Origin of the sequence: uncultured Roseibium sp., assembly GCF_947494555.1 — a bacterium.
In the GTDB taxonomy this organism is placed as follows: domain Bacteria; phylum Pseudomonadota; class Alphaproteobacteria; order Rhizobiales; family Stappiaceae; genus Roseibium.
The window spans coordinates 53724-72292 of record NZ_CANLVF010000002.1 but is presented as its reverse complement, the minus strand read 5'-3'; the positions used below and the strand labels follow the sequence as shown (position 1 = coordinate 72292).

Here is an 18569-nt window from a genome sequence, read left to right as displayed (position 1 = left end):
CAACTTGGCTCGCCGTTTGGTGAGCGGCATATACCCCCAACATAACCGGAATTTCAAGTGCCGTATTTGACTTTTTTGTGAAATTTCACTCCTGAAGCCCGTTTGAAGGCGTTGCAAGTTTCTGAGAGCAAAAGCTTTTCCAGCGGCGGTCAACCTGTTACAGTTTTACCAACGACAGATATGGCCAGAGAGTGCACCGCCAAGTGGGCAGGCGCATCCAGGCCTGAAAGGTAAAAACGTGACTGAGTCAGGTCAGGAACCGCCCGAAGCCGGGCGCCGTGCCGCTGACGCGTCCGAAGAGAGCGGGACTCGAACTGAGTTCAGGGGAAAGAGCCGACGGCGCCGGAAACGGCGTCCCGGACAGGGTTCAAAAGGCGGCACGACGGGGCATGGACCCCGTGGCGTATCTCCGTCAGAACAAACGGGAGAAATCCCGGCCCGAGACGCAAGCGGACACGTCAATTTTTCAGCCAGCACGCAGGCACAACCTGCTGCAGCGACTGGCGATTCCCCGAGCGCAGCAAAAAGGCGCAAAAAAAGGCGGCGTGGCCGTTCGGCTGCGGCGAACCACGCTGCCACCATGTCTGGGGATCAATCCGGCGCTGCATCGAACCCGGAGCCCTTCACAAGCATCAAAGGGAAAAAAGCCGCCAATCGGAGAGGGCGCCGCCGCTGGCAGGCCTCAAAGAACGCTAAGAACGGGACTGCAAACTCAACAGAAAACGATGCCGCACACCGGGACGGGACGCATGTACAACAATCGACCGAACCGGTAGGCCGGCATGACGGCGAGCGTCGGGCGAAGGAAGATGCCGATATTCGGCTGCCGCAAACGGGACCTGGGCTTGAAAAAGATCTCAAAAGACGTGTGCCGAGTGGCAGGCGCTTTAAGAACGGTCACCACAATTCGCCGCTCTATGCGGCTCTGGATCTTGGAACGAACAACTGCCGTCTGTTGATCGCCCGCCCGGAGGACCGAGGCTTTCGGGTCGTCGACGCCTATTCGCGCATCGTCAGGCTGGGTGAGGGCGTTGGCTCCAACAAGAACCTAAGTTCAGCGGCCATGGACCGCGCCATTGACGCGCTGGCCAACTGTCACAAGAAGCTTGCAGATCGCGGCGTATTGAGGTCCCGCCTGATCGCGACCGAGGCCTGCAGGGCAGCAGAGAATGGCTCCGAATTTATAGATAGGGTCAGGGCAGAAACGGGACTGGCGCTGGAGATCGTCGACAGGGAGACAGAAGCGCGCCTTGCCGTAGCTGGGTGTGCGTCGCTGGTTGATCATGAAGCTGACGGCGTGATTCTGTTCGATATTGGCGGAGGGTCTTCCGAAATCGTCTGGCTTGATCTGCGCAATCGCTGCGGGGCTCGCGGTTACGCCCTGACCCGGTTTATAAGGTCCTGGATTTCTTTGCCGGTCGGTGTGGTCAATCTTGCCGAACGTCATGGCGGCGTGCACGTGACACCAGATATCTTCGAGGCGATGGTTGAGGACGCGGCGGAGCATCTTTCGTCCTTCGGCCTTTCGGATACCCTGTCCGAAGCCATCACGTCGGGGCGCGTCCACATGCTTGGAACATCCGGCACGGTCACCACGCTCGCAGGCGTTCATCTCGGTCTGCGGCGTTACGACCGACGGAAGGTAGATGGAACCTGGCTTGACGATCATGACGTGGCGAAGATGATTGATCAGCTGCGGGACATGCCTTATGAGGCGCGCGTGGACAATCCTTGCATTGGGGCCGACCGCGCGGATCTCGTTCTGGCGGGCTGCGCGATTTTGGAGGCAATCCGCCGCCGCTGGACCTGTTCCCGGCTGCGTGTGGCGGACCGTGGATTGCGCGAGGGTATTTTGACCGAATTGATGGCGGCTGACGGTGTCTGGGCAAACAAAAGGCAAGGCAGACGGCAGGACAGAAGACGCCAGAGGAACAGAGCATGAGCCGATCTAAGAAGGGATCCGGTGACCGGGGGCTTCACGTCAAGGTCAAGACGGCTGCCGGAAGACGGGAATCGTCGACCCGGTGGCTCGAGCGCCAGTTGAACGATCCCTATGTCCGGCGCGCTAAGGCGGATGGTTACAGGTCCCGCGCCGCCTACAAACTGATCGAGATTGATGACAAGCACAAGCTGCTCAAGCCGGGGTACCGGGTCGTCGATCTGGGATGTGCCCCGGGCGGATGGTGCCAGGTGGCCGTCGAGCGGGTTCAGTCGAGCATCGAAGCTCCGAAGGTCGTCGGCATTGACTATCTGGAGATGGACCATGTTCGCGGCGCGATTTTCCTGAAGAAGGACTTTCTAGATGACGATGCGCCGGCAGCACTGATGGAAGCTCTCGGAGGGAACAGACCCGATGTCGTTCTGTCGGACATGGCCGCCCCGACAACGGGTCATAAGCAGACCGACCATCTTCGCACAACGCATCTGTTTGAAATCGCCATTGACTTTGCCCGGCGCAATCTTGTTCCTGGCGGGTCCTTTCTGGCCAAGGTTTTCAGGGGCGGAACCGAGAATGAACTCCTTCGGGATCTGAAGCGTGAATTCAAATCCGTGGCACACCTGAAACCGCCCGCAAGCCGCAAGGAAAGTCCGGAGCTTTATGTGATCGCCAAGGGGTTTCGCGGAAGCGACCTTAATCCGGACAGCTGATCGAATTGCTTGAAACGAAATGCTGATGAGGAGAGATGGGTATGACCACAATCTCTGAGTTCGAGACGGCATTGCTCAATTCCTGGAGCCTTGAATCGAGTTCTCTCTGGACAAAGAACACACCGGCGGCCGGACAATGCGGCGTGACGGCACTGGTGGCCAACGACGTTTTGGGCGCGGAAGTGCTCAAAACCAGATACGGAGACCTTTGGCATTTCTATAACCGGCTCGACGGCCTTCGCTACGACTTCACCGACAGCCAGTTCGATGCGCAGATCGTCTATGACGACATTCCGTCTAACCGGGAAGAGGCTTTTGGCGACACAAATGCCAGTCAATACAATTATCTGCGTGATGCGGTCGTCCGGCACCTGAGGCGATGACATCGCAAGAAACAAATTGTTGCTCTAATTTCCCTTTGCATTCTGTCACCTGCGTGTTATTGACCCGCGCCAACTTCTCCGGCAAAGCCGAAGCGACTCGTCACACGCAGACTTCGAATTCGAGCCTGCGTCTTTTGTTATTTTAAAGGGGAATTGGCCATGGCGTCTTTCTTTGTCCCGTCGACCGGGCAGCAAGCTCTGACATTCGACGATGTGCTCCTGATTCCCGGTCATTCGGAAGTGATGCCAGGCGATGTGGACCTGAAGACCAAGGTCACACGGGAACTGGAACTCAATATTCCGATCCTTTCCTCTGCGATGGATACGGTCACCGAAGGGCGGCTGGCGATTGCAATGGCTCAGGCCGGCGGCATCGGCGTCGTCCACCGCAACCTGACACTTGACAGGCAGGCCGAAGAAGTCCGGATGGTCAAGAAATTTGAATCCGGAATGGTCGTCAATCCGCTCGTCATTGGTCCGGATGCGACGCTTCAGGACGCATTGGACCTGATGAAGCAATTCGGTATTTCCGGTGTGCCCGTCGTCGACAATGGCGGCACGGGCGGTCAGATCACCGGCAAGCTTGTCGGCATTCTGACGAACCGGGACGTTCGTTTCGCCTCGGACCCGCAGCAGAAGATCCAGGAACTGATGACCAGCAACAACCTGGTCACTGTCAGCGACAATGTCAGCCAGGAGGATGCCAAGCGCCTTCTTCATCAAAACCGGATCGAAAAGCTTCTCGTTGTCGACAAGGACCAGTACTGCATCGGTCTGATCACCGTCAAGGATATGGAAAAGGCCCAGCTCAATCCGAACGCGTCGAAAGACGCCCAGGGCAGGTTGCGCGTCGCCGCCGCAACCAGCGTCGGCGACGAGGGGTTTGCAAGAGCGGAACGGCTTGTCGATGCAGGCGTGGATATGGTCGTCGTCGATACAGCGCACGGCCATTCGCAAAAGGTCCTGGACATGGTCGCCAGCGTGAAGAAACTGTCTAACTCCGTTCAGGTGCTGGCAGGCAATGTCGCCACTTCAGAAGCCACCAAGGCACTCATCGATGCAGGTGCGGATGCCGTTAAGGTCGGTATCGGGCCGGGGTCAATTTGCACCACCCGGATCGTTGCCGGGGTCGGTGTTCCGCAGCTGACCGCAATCATGGAATCGGTCAATGAGGCCGAAAAGCAGGGTGTTCCGGTCGTCGCAGACGGCGGCATCAAATATTCAGGGGACCTTGCCAAGGCAATTGCCGCTGGCGCGGCATCCGTGATGGTGGGCTCGCTGCTTGCCGGAACCGAAGAAAGCCCGGGCGAAGTTTATCTTCATCAGGGACGGTCCTATAAGTCCTATCGCGGCATGGGCTCCGTTGGTGCAATGGCACGCGGGTCGGCAGACCGTTACTTCCAGGCTGAAGTGCGTGACAGTCTGAAACTCGTCCCGGAAGGCATCGAAGGGCAGGTTCCCTACAAGGGCGCACTGAGCAGCGTGCTGCATCAGCTTGCAGGCGGTTTGCGCGCAGCGATGGGGTATGTCGGCGGCAGAAACATTCAGGACTTTCAGGAAAAGGCCCGGTTTGTCCAGATATCAGGTGCCGGCCTGCGCGAAAGCCATGCGCATGACGTCACGATCACACGTGAAAGCCCGAATTACCCTTCTAACGTTTAACCTGTTTCGTGATCCGGCTGTTTTGCGCTGATCACATCGAAGGATCAATATGAAAGACGGCGGACGCCTGGCGGCTGCAATTGAAGTCCTGACAGAAATGGAAAGCCGTCACCGGCCGGTACAGATTGCTCTGAAAGACTGGGGAAATTCGCACCGATTTGCCGGATCCGGGGACCGCACGGTTATCGGCAATCTGGTTTTCGACGCGCTGCGCAACAAGGCTTCTCTGGCCGCGCATATGGACAGCGAAGCGCCGCGGGCGATTGTCCTGGCAACGTATGTTCTTACCTGGGACAAAGGGGTCGCAGCACTGAATGAGGTGCTGCAACAGGACAGGCATGCGCCGGAGGCCCTTTCTGCAGACGAAACGGAAAAACTGTCCTCTCCAGGATTAGCCGACGTTTCCGCCTCCGCAAAAGGGGATGTGCCGGCCTGGTTGTGGCCGGATTTTCTGGAAGCATTCGGTCAAGAGGCCGAGGCAGAAGGCATCGCACTTGCCAAACGTGCCCCTGTCGATTTGCGTGTAAACACCTTGAAATCCGAGCGGGATAAAATCCTGAAACGACTTGCTCATGCAGGTGCCATCGCAACCGGACTGTCGCCGCAGGGTGTTCGCATTGAAGCCAAGCCCGGACTTGCCCGCATGCCTCACATCCAAGCGGAGGAGGGGTATCGCAAAGGCTGGTTCGAACTTCAGGATGAAGCCAGTCAGCTAGCAGCCTTTCTGGCCCAGGCCAAACCAGGCGAGCAAGTCCTCGATTTTTGCGCAGGCGGAGGAGGAAAAACGCTTGCCCTCGCAGCCGCCATGCAAAACACCGGACAGCTTTACGCTTACGATGCGGACCGGCTCAGGCTGGCACCGATCCATGAGCGCCTGCAACGAGCCGGTGTGCGCAACATCCAGGTGCGCGATCCCGCCAGCTCCACACTGAGCGACCTTGAAGAGCAAATGGACCTCGTGTTCATCGATGCCCCTTGTACGGGAACCGGTGTCTGGCGGCGCAGACCGGATTCGAAATGGCGCCTTGCCGAAAAAGCCCTGGCTGACCGCATTGAGGACCAGCGCAATGTTCTTCGGGCCGCAAGCAAATATGTGAAGCCAGGCGGACGGCTTGTCTATGCGACTTGTTCGGTCCTGCCGCGCGAGAACCAGCAACAGGCTGAATGGTTCCTGGGTGAAAACAAGGGTTTTCAAGCCTTGTCCGTCATCGACATCTGGAAAAGCGCCCTGGAAGGCCGCAAGGAACCAAAATATGTTTCGGAGCGCGGTGAAATCATGCTGACACCGGCTTCTTCCAACACCGACGGTTTTTTTGTCTCAATGTTTGAAAGACGTTCCTAGGCACCCTTTCGGGATCAGTCGATCATATCCGTCACGTGCGATCGCGACGCTGTAATCCGAGAACATTTGTTGCCTGGGTTGCGGAACCTGTCGTGGTCTCAGCGTCGTTGGGAAGGTCTGCAGGTGCGCTTTGACGGGTGGCAGGATTGTCCGTGTCGATCGAATTGTTTGCAGAGCCAGTCCTCGTTCCCGACGAACTTCCGACCGAGGGAGCTCCACTCTGAGCCGGCGTGCGCGCCTCTTGATTGCCTGTGGGCTGATTTAGCTTTTCGGCAGAAGCAATGATCTCTTCAGCGAGCTTTCTGACGTCCGGATCAAGCCCAAGACCAGAAGACAGTCCTGTCAGAACCGAGCGCGCTTGTACGCTGAATTTGAGTGCGGCAAGCGCGGCTCCCAGTGCATTTAGCGGCTCTTGTGCCTGTGTATTGATGTCGTGAGCGCGGAGCGCAAAAGACAGGGCACCGACATGATCGTCAAGCTTTCGGCTGAGGATACTCAGGCGTACCAGGCATGTGAGTGAGGCGGGACGGAGCTTGAGCGCTGCTTCCGCGGCCTCGAACGCATCCCGTAATGCATTCTTTCCAACCAGCGCATCAGAGAGGATCTCCAGGGCATGCGGTTCTGCAGGCGCGATTTCGTTCGCCCTGATGGTCAGTTCAATGACCTCGTCAAATCGGTTGCGCCTCAGAAGAACTTCCGACAGGCCCAGAAGCGCATCAAGTGAGTTCGGTTCAGCCTTCAGCACCTTGCGGTAAGCCGCTATTGCCGGCGCGCTGTTTCCGTTTCTGGCCTGTATTGACGCAAACAGGGAAAGGACCGCTGGCGAGTCCGGCAGAATCGCGACCAGCCGATTGACGACCTCAGCGGCTTCTCTTGCATTGTCCTGTTTCAGGCAAACGCTGGCGTAGCCGTAAAGGGCATTCCGGTTTTCCGGCTTCAGTTCGAGAACTTCTCGAAAATTCTGCGCAGCGTTTTCCAGATCGCCCAACAGAAGCTGGCAATTTCCAAGGCTGGCGCGAGCATTCAGGTTTTCAGGCTCGGAAAAGACGACGCGCCGCAATTGAGATTGTGCTTCTTCCAGGTACCCGGCCTGAAGCAGAGCGGTAGCTGTTCTGTGGGCGATCTCGGTATCTTGTGGCGACATTTCCTGGGCGCGCAGGTATGAGACCAGCGCTTTGTCGAGTTCGCCGGACTGTTCGAGTGCAATCGCTTCTTCAAACGCTTTACGTGCGGTTGCAGTCATATGTTTTCCGACTTTTTGGAGATCCGGCCGCTGCCAGATCCTGGGCTGTGTACGGATATCAATCCACCAACCTTAAAGGACCGCATCGGCGGGGGTCAAAACGGAAATTGGACCGTACACAGCTTGTCTGCCAATTCAGATCGCATTTGCCGGGCAATCTGTCTGACACAAGCACGCAGTCGACGATCAGAAAATCCTGTGAGCCACCTGTTTCAGCGCAGAATCCGGGTTCTATTTACAAAAAAGACCGGGTAGAAGCTGGCCATGACCCATCACGACCGCCTCCTCATCATCGATTTTGGTTCGCAAGTAACGCAGCTGATCGCCCGCCGCCTGCGCGAATTGAATGTGTACTGCGAAATCCATCCCTTCCAGAACGTGTCCGACGCTTTCCTGGAGGAATTCAAGCCTAAAGCGGTCATTTTATCAGGCGGCCCGTCCTCTGTATTCGCCGACGGGGCCCCGATGCCGCCGGCCTCGATATTTGATCTCAAGGTGCCAATTCTTGGGATCTGCTACGGCCAGCAGGTAATGATGCACTGCCTTGGCGGCAAGGTCGAAAGGGGGCATGGCACCGCCGAGTTCGGCCGCGCATTCGTGACACCGAAAGACACAAAGCTATCATTGCTGGATGGATGGTTTGAAAAAGACAAAGAGCAGGTGTGGATGAGCCATGGCGATCACGTCAGCGAAATCGCGCCGGGCTTTGAGGTCTATGGCACATCGCCGAATGCCCCTTTCGCGATCACGGCAGACATCAGCCGGAAGTTCTTTGCAGTCCAATTTCACCCCGAAGTCCACCACACACCGAACGGCAAGAAGCTCTATGAGAACTTTGTCCGTTTGGCCGGGTTTACCGGCGATTGGACAATGGGCGCTTACCGGGACGATGCCATCGCAAAGATCCGGGGACAGGTCGGCGACAAGAAGGTCATTTGCGGGCTGTCCGGCGGCGTTGACAGCTCGGTCGCAGCGGTGCTCATCCACGAGGCGATCGGAGACCAGCTGACCTGCGTTTTTGTCGACCATGGTTTGCTTCGGCAAAACGAGGCCGATGAAGTCGTCTCCATGTTCAGGGATAACTATAACATCCCACTCATTCACGCGGACGAGGCTGACCTCTTTCTGAACGAATTGGAAGGTGTTTCAGATCCGGAAACCAAGCGTAAAACGATCGGGAAACTATTCATCGACGTTTTCCAGAAATATGCGAACACAATCGAGGGCGCGGAATTTCTGGCCCAGGGCACGCTCTATCCGGATGTCATTGAAAGCGTCAGTTTTTCCGGCGGACCATCCGTCACCATCAAATCGCACCACAACGTTGGTGGCTTGCCTGAAAAAATGGGCCTAAAGCTCGTCGAGCCCTTGCGCGAGCTTTTCAAGGACGAGGTGAGGGCACTTGGCAGGGAGCTTGGTCTTCCCGACAGTTTCATCGGGCGCCATCCATTCCCTGGCCCCGGTCTTGCAATCCGCTGCCCAGGGGAAATCACGCGCGACAAGCTGGATATCCTGCGCAAGGCGGATGCGGTCTATATCGATCAGATCCGCAAGCACGGCCTTTATGACGAGATCTGGCAGGCATTCGTTGCAATCCTGCCGGTGCGCACGGTTGGCGTCATGGGCGACTACCGGACCTATGACTATGCCTGCGCCCTGAGAGCTGTGAACTCGGTCGACGGCATGACAGCGGACTATTTTCCTTTCAGCCACGAGTTTCTCGGGGAAACGGCGACGCGGATCATCAACGAAGTGCAAGGCATTAACAGGGTGACCTACGACATCACCTCCAAACCTCCCGGCACGATCGAGTGGGAGTAATAGCTCCAGATGATGATTTTCAAGACCAACCGGCTCTTCAGGAATCAAACTAGATCGTTGATATGGTCAACTGTCACAAACGCTCTTCAATGAAAAAACAGCGCCCAACCTCAGACACACCCCCGACTCTGTTTTCAAAGACGGGCCGTGAACTCACCTTGCGGCGCTGAAGTTAGGCTGATGACAACACAGTTACCGCACATGTCGCATCCGAAGTACCGCGCCGACATCGACGGCCTGAGAGCGCTTGCTGTGGTTCCGGTTGTCGCGTTTCACGCCTTTCCTGCCTGGATGCCGGGTGGGTTTATCGGTGTTGATGTATTCTTCGTGATTTCGGGTTTTCTCATTTCAACGATCATTTTTGAAAATCTCGACAGAGGAACTTTCAGCTTCGTTGAATTTTATTCCCGCCGTATCAAGCGGATTTTCCCCGCCTTGCTGCTTGTTTTGGTGGCTTGCTTCGCCTTTGGCTGGTTCACCCTTCTTGCTGATGAGTACATGCAGTTGGGGAAGCACATTGCCGCCGGCGCTGGATTTGTTTCTAATTTTGTTTTCTGGAGTGAAGCGGGCTACTTCGACAATGCGGCCGAAACCAAACCGCTCCTGCATCTTTGGAGCCTCGGCATCGAAGAGCAGTTTTACATAGTTTGGCCGATGCTTTTGTGGATTGCCTGGAAACGGGGATTCAATCTGCTCACGCTTGCCGTGGTTCTGGCGCTTGTCTCCTTTTTGCTCAATCTCGATGCCATCGGACAAGATCCAGTCGCCGCGTTCTATTCGCCACAAACCAGGTTTTGGGAGTTGATGAGCGGAAGTGTTTTGGCATGGCTGACCCGCTACAAGTGGACCACGTTCTCTGAAATCAAACCCAGGATAGACGGTTGGTTGGCCAAAGCTGTCTACAGGGAAGAAACAGTCCCTGACGGTCGGACGCTTTCGAACACCACTTCATTTCTTGGTAGCGCTCTCTTGGTCTTCGGGTTCTGGAAGATATCAAAGGATCTGAGTTTTCCGGGGTTTTGGGCTGTCGTGCCAGTACTTGGTGCCGTATTCATTATCGTTGCAGGACCCGGAGCCTGGATTAACCGGAAAATCCTCGCAAACAAGGTTGCCATCTGGTTTGGTTTGATCAGCTATCCGCTTTATCTGTGGCACTGGCCATTGCTCTCCTTCGCCAGGGTCATCGAAGGTCAAACACCCGGTCTGATGATCCGCTTAGGCGCGGTTGTTCTTTCTGTCGGGCTGGCCTGGCTCACATACAGGCTGGTTGAACGTCCCATCCGTGTTGGCGGCTACGGCAGGATCAAGGTCACCGTACTCATTCTATTGATGTGTGTTGTCGGCTTCTTCGGCTACAACACATACAGCCGCGACGGATTGCCATTCCGCTCGATCACGGCGAATCTCAGGAACCTTTCGCAACTCACCTATTTCTTTCCGACCACGAGCGCGTGCAGCGCCAACCACCCGTATGCGTTGGAGACATGCTATGAATCTGAGAAAAAGTATCCGGAAACGGTAGCTCTTGTCGGCGACAGTCACATGATGGCTTTGACACATGGCTTTAAGCATCTGTTTGACGAAAACAAACTGGATTCTAATGTCATTGCAATCGGAAAGGTTGGTTGCAATCCGTTCCTGAACACCGACAGCATTACTTTCAAAAAAATCTCGTTCGGCTGCAAAGACGTTATTACTCCTGCTATTAGAAACCTCATTCAAAGGGATGATGTGAAATGGGTGTTGCTTGTAGGCAGACACGCGGGAAGATTTACCGGAAAGCCATTTGGAGAGATTGAGAAAGAGTATCTATTAAAACCTTGGACGTACACCTTTCTCGACGGTTCGCTTCAGTCGAACAGCAATCAGGAAGCATTCGAACTCGGCTTGCAGCACACAGTCGATGAAATCGTCAAGGCAGGCAAAAAAGTGATTTTCGTACACCAATTTCCAGAGATGGGATTTGACATCCGTGGCTGTCTCGACAGGTTTGGCACGACCAAATCTGACAAATGCGCCTTAGATGTCGATATCGTCACAGAACGATTGACGCCTTACAAGGATTCAGTTGAACGAATTGTCGCCGCAAATCCAAATGTTTTTCAATATGACCCGATGAACCTTGTCTGTGACGACAATGTTTGCGACCCGTTTAACGAGGATGGGCTTCTCTACTACAGAGATGATGATCACATGAGCAAGCTCGGCGCAGAAGCGGTTGCTCAAGAAATTTCGCGGGAAATTCTGTCTGGCGCTAAATAGAAAGAAAACTGCAACCGCCGAACGTCTCGAGAGAGCTGAGACTGTTCGACAATTGGACAATGCTCCGCGGAAGTGCCATGCCTCGAAAAGATGTATGGCCTACGGCATCATAACTGAGAGGCGGATGAGCCCGCGCTCTCGGAATGAAGGTTTTCAAATGTACGACGAAATCCTGGAAAGCGTCAGGAACACACTCAACTCCAGTGAAGGCTTGCATTTCAATGCCAAGCACTATCTGACGATGCACTCGCATGCCGTTGGCCTGAAGAACCCGACAATCCTTGAGCTCGGAGTGCAATCGGGAAAGTCAACGAAACTCTTTCTGAATGCATTGCACCAAGGTGACCAGGGTGTCCTTGTTTCAGTTGATATTGATGACTGTTCCAAGGTGGCGGCTTCGCCGAAATGGCAGTTTATCAGGTCCGATTCCACGGACGTGAAAAAGATCATCGGTGACGCGCCGGTACTCGGCAAGGGCATTGATATGCTCTTCATCGATTCACTTCACACCACCGAACATGTGAAAAAGGAACTTTACGGTTTCTTCCCCTATGTCAGGGAAGGCGGCGTTATCTTCTTCGATGACATCGACAGCGCCCCCTATTGCGAGGGCGGCGAATTGGATAGTTTCTACGTGGAGCTGGAAAATCGAAGAATACTTCGTTTCGTGAACGACGTGTTCGAGGCGAACATGAAACAGCTTGACCTGACGATTTATCGCGGATGGACCGGGTTGGCGCGGCTTGAAAAGCGCAGTTCGCTGATGGCTGAACTCTCCGAGCCGCAGGGCTTGAAGGAGCGCAAGAGCAAAAAGCTCTGGAAACTCAAAAGGTCACTGAAGAAAAGAAACCTTATGAACTCGTGACGCGGCGTCGTCGTTTTTCGTTTGGTTTGCGAATTGGCAGGTGTGGCAAAAGGAGTTCCAGTGCCTGACCAGGACTTACTGACACCGGATTGCTCTTCATGCGCAGCACTTTGTTGCGTCGTCTTTGCCTTTGACCGTTCCGAATCTTTTGCGATCGATAAAGGAGCTTGTGAGGTTTGTCCGAACCTTGACGACGATGACAGGTGCCGCATTTTTACAGACCGTGAAGACCTCGGCTTCAAGGGGTGCATCGCTTATGATTGCCGCGGCGCCGGGCAAAGAGTGACCCAGGAAGTTTTTCACGGTGCAAGCTGGCGCGAAAACCCCAGTCTCAAGGAGCCCATGGGCGCTGCCCTGTCGGTCATGCGCCGCATTCATGATCTTCTCCTCCTGCTGGAAACAGCCAGCAAAATGACGCTTTCAAAGAACGAAACCCTTGCCCTTGCGCAGCTGCAAGGAATAGTGGATCCAGCAGGAAACTGGACCGAGGCGCGGCTTCGGAATTTTCCGATCGAAGAGATAACTGCTGAGGTGAACGGCTTTCTGCGCTCACTGAGCCATCATGTGTCATCAACGCGTTAGCGGGCACAGCGAATACAGAACGCCGCAGCGGGATCGACTTCCAGACGCTTTGCTGCAATATCTTCTCCACATTCGACACAGAAACCGTATTCACCCTCGTCAAGCCGTTTGAGCGCCGCGCCGATCTTTTGAATATCCGCACGCCGCTGCCGCTCTGACGCCTGTGCCATGGCCTGACCCTGCAACGCATCCATTCGTGAAAGCCGTCCGACGGATTGCTGGTCAAGCGTGACCGTTGCACGAGCGTCTTCGGAGATTTCGCTATAGGACTCCAACTCCTGCTTGAGCGCTATCAGCTTTTCTCTCACTGCGTCTTCGTTGACCGGCATTTTTTCCTCCAGATACGAGCATGAAGAAATCCGGGAAAGCTTGCAAGCAAGCTGCTTTTGAGACCTGGCTTGAAAGGCTTCTGCGCTAATGACGCACACGTTACTTTGCGCAAACGATTGCCATCTGCGACAAGTGGGTTCGAGTTGATCGGAGTTCAGATTATGAAGTTAATGAAGATGTCCTTCATCGCTTGTGTCGCGCTGGCGACACAGGGATTTGGCACTTATGCAGTCGCTGGTGATGTTGAAATTGTCGAGGCAACCGCGCGCCAATCCGGCGATACCTGGTCGTTTTCTGTAACGCTCAAGCATGGCGACACCGGTTGGGACCACTATGCCGACCTTTGGCAGGTTTATACGCCTGACGGCAAGCTTCTTGGCGAAAGGGTGCTTCTACACCCTCACGTGGAAGAGCAACCCTTCACCCGGTCTCTTTCAGGCGTGTCCGTTCCGGACGGGCTGGATGAAGTGATCATCAGGGCACGAGACAGCGTTCACGGTGTCTCGCAACAAGAGTTCAAGCTCAAACTGCAGCGCTAGCTCTGCACAAAGGAAAGCACACCGTCAGCGACAAACTGCACCGATAGCGCGGCCAGAAGAACGCCGAGCAAGCGGGTGATTACAAGCTGCGCAGTTTCGCCGAGAAGTCTTTCCAGCTTGTCCGCCACAAGAAACGCTCCCAGGCAACTCAGAAGGATAACGGCGATCACACCGCCAAGACCCGCGTAGGCAACCGTGTCCGGAGCCTGGCTCGACAAGAGAATAATGGCTGAAATGGTGGCCGGTCCCGAAATCAGCGGAATAGCCAACGGGAAGATTGCCACTTCGTTCACCGTGCCATGATGCCCCGGGGATTCAACGGCCTTTTCCGCTGTTTCCGCCTTGCGCTCCTGTCGTTTTCCGAAGACCATTTCGATGGCTATCAAAAACAGCAAAATTCCGCCTGCGACGCGGAACGCCGAGACGGAAATTCCCAGAACATTCAGGACAGTCTGTCCCGACGCATAGAAGATAAGAAGAATTCCCGCCGCTGTCAGCGTTGCTCGAACGGCCACCCTTCGCCTGTCAGACTGGCTCATTCCGGCGGTGACCGCCAGGAACATCGGCGCAAGGCCAACAGGGTCAATGGTGACGAAAAGCGTTGCAAACGCATTGATGAAAAAGTCCAGCATTTGGTGTGTCCGCCGCGATCTGTGAGGCTCGGATTCGGCTTTGTTACAGGGGTTTGGAGATGACTTCGAGCCGCTTTCTGGAAATGATTTTTGAACCCTGTGAATACTTTGAATAAGTCACTGTAATTGAACAGGTTTTACTTAGACGGAAAACCCTTCCAAATTTGGCCGCGCCTCTTGAATCGGATATAAAAGAACCAGCAATAACAATGAAATGAGTTCTTCCTTGGCTGACCAGGACAACAGCACCCCTTCGGATGGCTTGCCGTCCGACATCAAACCGGTCTCCATTGTCGATGAAATGAAGCGAAGTTACCTCGATTACGCCATGAGCGTGATCGTTTCACGCGCGCTTCCGGACGTCCGCGATGGCCTCAAACCTGTTCACCGGCGCATTCTATATTCAATGCACGAAAACGGTTATGAGTGGAACAAACCGTACCGCAAGTCAGCGCGTGTCGTCGGCGATGTCATCGGTAAATATCACCCTCACGGTGATAGCGCGATTTATGAAGCCCTCGTGCGCATGGCGCAGAATTTCTCCCTGCGCCTGCCATTGATTGATGGCCAGGGGAATTTCGGTTCCGTTGACGGCGACCCCGCCGCGGCTATGCGTTATACCGAGTGCCGCCTGGAGAAGGTCGCCCACAAGCTGCTCGATGATATCGACAAAGACACGGTCGATTTCCAGGAAAACTACGACAACTCGGAGACCGAACCGGTCGTTCTGCCGGCTAAGTTTCCAAATCTGCTCGTCAATGGCGCCGGCGGCATTGCTGTCGGAATGGCGACCAATATTCCTCCGCACAATCTGGGCGAAGTGATCGACGCAGCGATCGCCGTCATGGAAAACCCTGCCATGACGCTCGCAGAGCTGATGGATATTGTGCCCGGACCCGACTTCCCGACCGGCGGCATCATTCTCGGACGTTCCGGGATTCGCAACGCTTACGAAACCGGCCGCGGCTCGATTGCGATGCGGGCGAAGGTCGACATCGAAGAAGTGCGCAAGGATCGCAACGCGCTGATCGTTACCGAGATCCCGTATCAGGTCAACAAATCGACCATGATCGAGAAGATAGCCGAACTTGTCCGCGACAAGCGGGTGGAAGGCATTTCCGACATCCGGGACGAGAGCGACAGGTCCGGAATGCGGGTTGTCATCGAGTTAAAGCGAGATGCTGTCCCCGATGTCGTCCTGAACCAGTTGTACCGTTTCAGCCAGCTGCAGACTTCGTTCGGTGCGAACATGGTCGCCCTCAACGGTGGCAAGCCGGAGCAACTGAACCTCTCGGATATGTTGCGCGCCTTCGTTGCCTTCCGGGAGGAAGTTGTCCAGCGCAGGACCCGCTATCTTCTGAAAAAGGCGCGCGATCGGGCCCACATTCTCGTCGGGCTAGGGATCGCGGTTGCCAACATCGATGAAGTGATCCATCTGATCCGTACCGCGCCGGACCCGGCAACTGCCAGGGCGCAACTGATGGAACGCGACTGGCCGGCGCATGACGTGGAGCCCCTGATACGTCTGATCGATGATCCGCGTCACCAGGTTCAGGAAGACGGCACCTACAAGCTCTCCGAAGAGCAGGCTCGCGCCATCCTGGATCTGCGTCTGCAGCGCCTGACCGCTCTCGGACGTGACGAGATCGACGACGAACTGAAGAAGATCGGAGCGGAGATTTCCGAGTTTCTCGACATTCTTCGCTCACGGGCCCGGATCCAGGAAATCGTCCGCAACGAGATGCTGGAGATCAAGGAAGAATTTGCAACGCCGCGCCGCACCGAAATCATTGAAGGCGGCGCGGATTTTGACGACGAGGACCTGATCCAGCGCGAAGACATGGTTGTGACCGTCTCCCATAGCGGATACATCAAGCGCGTTCCGCTGGCCACCTACAGGGCACAGCGGCGCGGTGGCAAGGGCCGCGCGGGCATGGCGACGAAGGACGAGGATTTCGTCACGCGCCTGTTTGTCGCCAACACGCATACACCGGTGCTCTTTTTCTCCTCCCGCGGCATTTGCTACAAGATGAAAGTCTGGCGCCTGCCTCTGGGCGGACCGACATCCCGCGGCAAGGCACTTGTCAACATGTTGCCTCTGGAACAGGGCGAACAGATCACATCGATCCTGCCGCTGCCTGAGGATGAAGACAGCTGGGCAAATCTCGACGTCATGTTCGCGACGATTCGCGGCACCGTGCGCCGGAACAAGCTCTCCGATTTCGTCAACATCAACCGGAACGGCAAGATTGCGATGAAGCTGGAGGACGGAGACGGTATTGTCGGCGTCGATACCTGCTCGGAACATAACGACGTGATGCTGACGACCAATTCCGGACAGTGTATCCGCTTCCCGGCAACAGATGTCCGCGTCTTTGCAGGGCGAAACTCTGTCGGGGTGCGCGGTATCCGGCTTTCTGACGATGACCGCGTGATCTCCATGCAGATCCTGCATCATATCGATGTTGAGGCCGAGGAACGCGCGGCCTATCTCAAGCTTTCCCGTGCCATGCGCGGAGAAGCCGACGAAAACGGCGGCGGTGCCGACGAGGACGGCGTCGTTGCAGGCGATCTGCCTCAGGAGCGATACGCCCAGATGAGTGCTGCTGAGCAGATCATTCTGACCGTGTCGGAGAACGGGTATGGAAAACGCACGTCTTCGTTCGAGTACCGCGTCACCGGCCGCGGCGGAAAGGGCATAACGGCAATGGCCGTCAATCAGCGCAATGGCGGTCTGATTGCATCTTTCCCGGTTGAGGACAGTCACCAGATCATGCTTGTCACGGATGGCGGGCAACTGATCCGGTGTCCTGTCGACGGCATCCGCATTGCCGGTCGGGCAACGCAAGGTGTCATTGTTTTCAAGACCGCGGCGGAGGAAAAGGTTGTTGCGGTTGAAGGCATCTCTGAAGTGGATGATGAAGAGTTCACTGAGGAAGGCGAAGACATCACCGGCACTGAAGGCTCCGAAGGCCCAGGTGATTCATCTGGTCAGAGCGAGGACGACACCGGTTCCGGCGAAGCACCGGAAAGCTGACCCGGCCAATTTGACAGAGCTTAAAACGACAACAGCGGCCAGGGTGGAACCTGTGCCGCTGTTTGCCGTTACGGGGGGAGGTAAATTGGAGGTTAGGGTCGATTAGTTGGTCGGGAACCTTGCAAGAATGGTTTCGTTGACGCTCGGTGTCTTCTGTTCAATCGTAACGAAGGAAACGTTGCGAACCTTGTTGGCACCGGTCAGGGATGCTGCACAGTCTTCGCTCCAGGCGCCCCATGCCTGGGAATCGCACTTGTCGGCGACCTTGGACGACGTAGAGACCCGGTCGGATTTCGTGGCGCTCAAACCCTGCGTGGCCAGGCTGGTCAGATCTTCTGCCTGCGAAGCGTTGCTCGGATGCATGCTCATCATGCCGGCAGCAATCATCGTCAGCAATGCAAGGACGAATACCGCGGTCATCTTGATATGGACCATTTTGTCCGAGGCCTTTGCCTGAAACGCAAACGGTTGCGTCGGCGTCTCGCCGGCTGTTGGACTTGAAGTAACGTAGCTCCTCATGATTCTGGCTCCTGCTCACGCCTTGTTTCTGATGAACTCACCTTGGCCTATTGATGAAAAGACTTATGTGATGGCAGTCACACATTGTCGGGTGTTTGCAAAAATGCCGATTTGCTCCGTGTTTTCCTTGTGAGGTGCCTGCAGGCGGAGTATGGAAATGGCCATGACTCGTATTGCGCTATACCCGGGCTCGTTTGATCCCGTTACAAACGGCCATATCGACATTTTGCATCAGGCACTTGCTCTTGCGGACAAAGTCGTGGTCGCCATTGGCATACATCCCGGCAAATCTCCTCTGTTTTCGTTTGAAGAGCGGGTTCAGCTCATACACGCTTCGGCACGGGCGGAATTTAGTGCCGACGAAGCGGAGAGGATCGAAGTGATTTCCTTTTCGAACCTGGTAATCGACACCGCGCGCGGACAAGGGGCCGCGTATCTTTTGCGCGGTTTGAGGGATGGAACCGATCTGGATTACGAGATGCAGATGGCGGGAATGAATTCAACGCTTGAGCCCGACATTCGAACGGTGTTCCTGCCGGCATCCCCAAATGTGCGCCACATCACCGCCACCTTGGTGAGGCAAATCGCGAAGATGGGCGGAGAAATCTCCGCATTTGTTCCGGCCCCCGTTGCAGAGCCGCTACGGAGCCGCGCGCGGCCGGACAGTTGAAAATTTACCTTTTCTGACCTGAACTTTAGGAGT

General features: G+C 55.6%; 16 protein-coding genes. 12 read left to right on the top strand and 4 right to left on the bottom strand.

Annotated elements, in window-relative coordinates:
• Window positions 1–580 precede the first annotated feature (580 nt).
• From Q0915_RS08925 to Q0915_RS08905, 5 genes are all read left to right on the top strand, one after another.
• Window positions 581–1942, top strand: a complete 1362-nt coding sequence (locus tag Q0915_RS08925) for a Ppx/GppA phosphatase family protein (RefSeq protein ID WP_299470512.1) — start codon at window positions 581–583, stop codon at window positions 1940–1942.
• Window positions 1939–2649: an RlmE family RNA methyltransferase gene (locus Q0915_RS08920; protein ID WP_299470511.1), complete on the top strand. Its 711-nt coding sequence runs from the start codon at window positions 1939–1941 to the stop codon at window positions 2647–2649. The genes Q0915_RS08925 and Q0915_RS08920 overlap by 4 nt, the downstream gene beginning before the upstream one ends.
• Window positions 2650–2690: 41 nt before the next feature.
• Window positions 2691–3032 carry a hypothetical protein gene (locus Q0915_RS08915; RefSeq protein ID WP_299470509.1) on the top strand — a complete coding sequence of 114 codons (342 nt, stop codon included), beginning with the start codon at window positions 2691–2693 and terminating at the stop codon, window positions 3030–3032.
• A gap of 159 nt (window positions 3033–3191) precedes the next feature.
• Window positions 3192–4694: an IMP dehydrogenase gene (guaB, locus tag Q0915_RS08910; protein ID WP_299470507.1), complete on the top strand. Its 1503-nt coding sequence runs from the start codon at window positions 3192–3194 to the stop codon at window positions 4692–4694.
• 49 nt (window positions 4695–4743) lie between these two features.
• Window positions 4744–6036: an RsmB/NOP family class I SAM-dependent RNA methyltransferase gene (locus Q0915_RS08905; RefSeq protein ID WP_299470505.1), complete on the top strand. Its 1293-nt coding sequence runs from the start codon at window positions 4744–4746 to the stop codon at window positions 6034–6036.
• Between the two features lie 31 nt (window positions 6037–6067).
• On the opposite strand, the gene Q0915_RS08900 is transcribed toward Q0915_RS08905, so the two are convergent.
• Window positions 6068–7279 carry a tetratricopeptide repeat protein gene (locus tag Q0915_RS08900; RefSeq protein ID WP_299470503.1) on the bottom strand — a complete coding sequence of 404 codons (1212 nt, stop codon included), beginning with the start codon at window positions 7277–7279 and terminating at the stop codon, window positions 6068–6070.
• A gap of 264 nt (window positions 7280–7543) precedes the next feature.
• On the opposite strand from Q0915_RS08900, the gene guaA reads away from it, so the two are divergent.
• The 4 genes from guaA (at window position 7544) to Q0915_RS08880 (ending at window position 12809) form a co-directional block, all read left to right on the top strand.
• On the top strand, window positions 7544–9100 hold the full coding sequence (guaA, locus tag Q0915_RS08895) for a glutamine-hydrolyzing GMP synthase (RefSeq protein ID WP_299470500.1): 1557 nt from the start codon (window positions 7544–7546) through the stop codon (window positions 9098–9100).
• Window positions 9101–9280: 180 nt separating this feature from the next.
• Window positions 9281–11362, top strand: coding sequence for an acyltransferase family protein (locus Q0915_RS08890; protein ID WP_366525274.1), 2082 nt, complete (start codon window positions 9281–9283; stop codon window positions 11360–11362).
• Between the two features lie 157 nt (window positions 11363–11519).
• Window positions 11520–12227: a class I SAM-dependent methyltransferase gene (locus Q0915_RS08885; protein WP_299470498.1), complete on the top strand. Its 708-nt coding sequence runs from the start codon at window positions 11520–11522 to the stop codon at window positions 12225–12227.
• 282 nt (window positions 12228–12509) lie between these two features.
• Window positions 12510–12809 carry a hypothetical protein gene (locus Q0915_RS08880; RefSeq protein WP_299470496.1) on the top strand — a complete coding sequence of 100 codons (300 nt, stop codon included), beginning with the start codon at window positions 12510–12512 and terminating at the stop codon, window positions 12807–12809.
• Here Q0915_RS08880 and Q0915_RS08875 read toward each other — a convergent pair.
• Entirely contained in the window at window positions 12806–13138 is a 333-nt protein-coding gene (locus Q0915_RS08875; RefSeq protein ID WP_299470494.1) for a TraR/DksA C4-type zinc finger protein, read from the bottom strand. The two genes, Q0915_RS08880 and Q0915_RS08875, sit on opposite strands and share 4 nt — an antisense overlap.
• 162 nt (window positions 13139–13300) lie before the next feature.
• On the opposite strand from Q0915_RS08875, the gene Q0915_RS08870 reads away from it, so the two are divergent.
• A complete protein-coding gene (locus tag Q0915_RS08870) occupies window positions 13301–13678 on the top strand; it encodes a hypothetical protein (RefSeq protein ID WP_366525273.1) in 378 nt (125 codons plus the stop codon).
• On the opposite strand, the gene Q0915_RS08865 is transcribed toward Q0915_RS08870, so the two are convergent.
• Window positions 13675–14310 carry a MarC family protein gene (locus Q0915_RS08865; protein ID WP_299470492.1) on the bottom strand — a complete coding sequence of 212 codons (636 nt, stop codon included), beginning with the start codon at window positions 14308–14310 and terminating at the stop codon, window positions 13675–13677. The genes Q0915_RS08870 and Q0915_RS08865 overlap by 4 nt on opposite strands.
• A 214-nt stretch (window positions 14311–14524) precedes the next feature.
• Here Q0915_RS08865 and gyrA point away from each other — a divergent pair, with 214 nt between their 5' ends.
• Window positions 14525–17347 carry a DNA gyrase subunit A gene (gene gyrA / locus Q0915_RS08860; protein ID WP_299470490.1) on the top strand — a complete coding sequence of 941 codons (2823 nt, stop codon included), beginning with the start codon at window positions 14525–14527 and terminating at the stop codon, window positions 17345–17347.
• Between the two features lie 102 nt (window positions 17348–17449).
• Here the strand turns inward: gyrA and Q0915_RS08855 are convergent, their stop codons facing one another.
• Window positions 17450–17866: a phosphopantetheine adenylyltransferase gene (locus Q0915_RS08855; protein WP_299470488.1), complete on the bottom strand. Its 417-nt coding sequence runs from the start codon at window positions 17864–17866 to the stop codon at window positions 17450–17452.
• Between the two features lie 163 nt (window positions 17867–18029).
• Between Q0915_RS08855 and coaD the strand changes: the two genes are divergently transcribed.
• Window positions 18030–18536: a pantetheine-phosphate adenylyltransferase gene (gene coaD / locus Q0915_RS08850; RefSeq protein WP_299472293.1), complete on the top strand. Its 507-nt coding sequence runs from the start codon at window positions 18030–18032 to the stop codon at window positions 18534–18536.
• The last annotated feature ends 33 nt before the right edge of the window (window positions 18537–18569 follow it).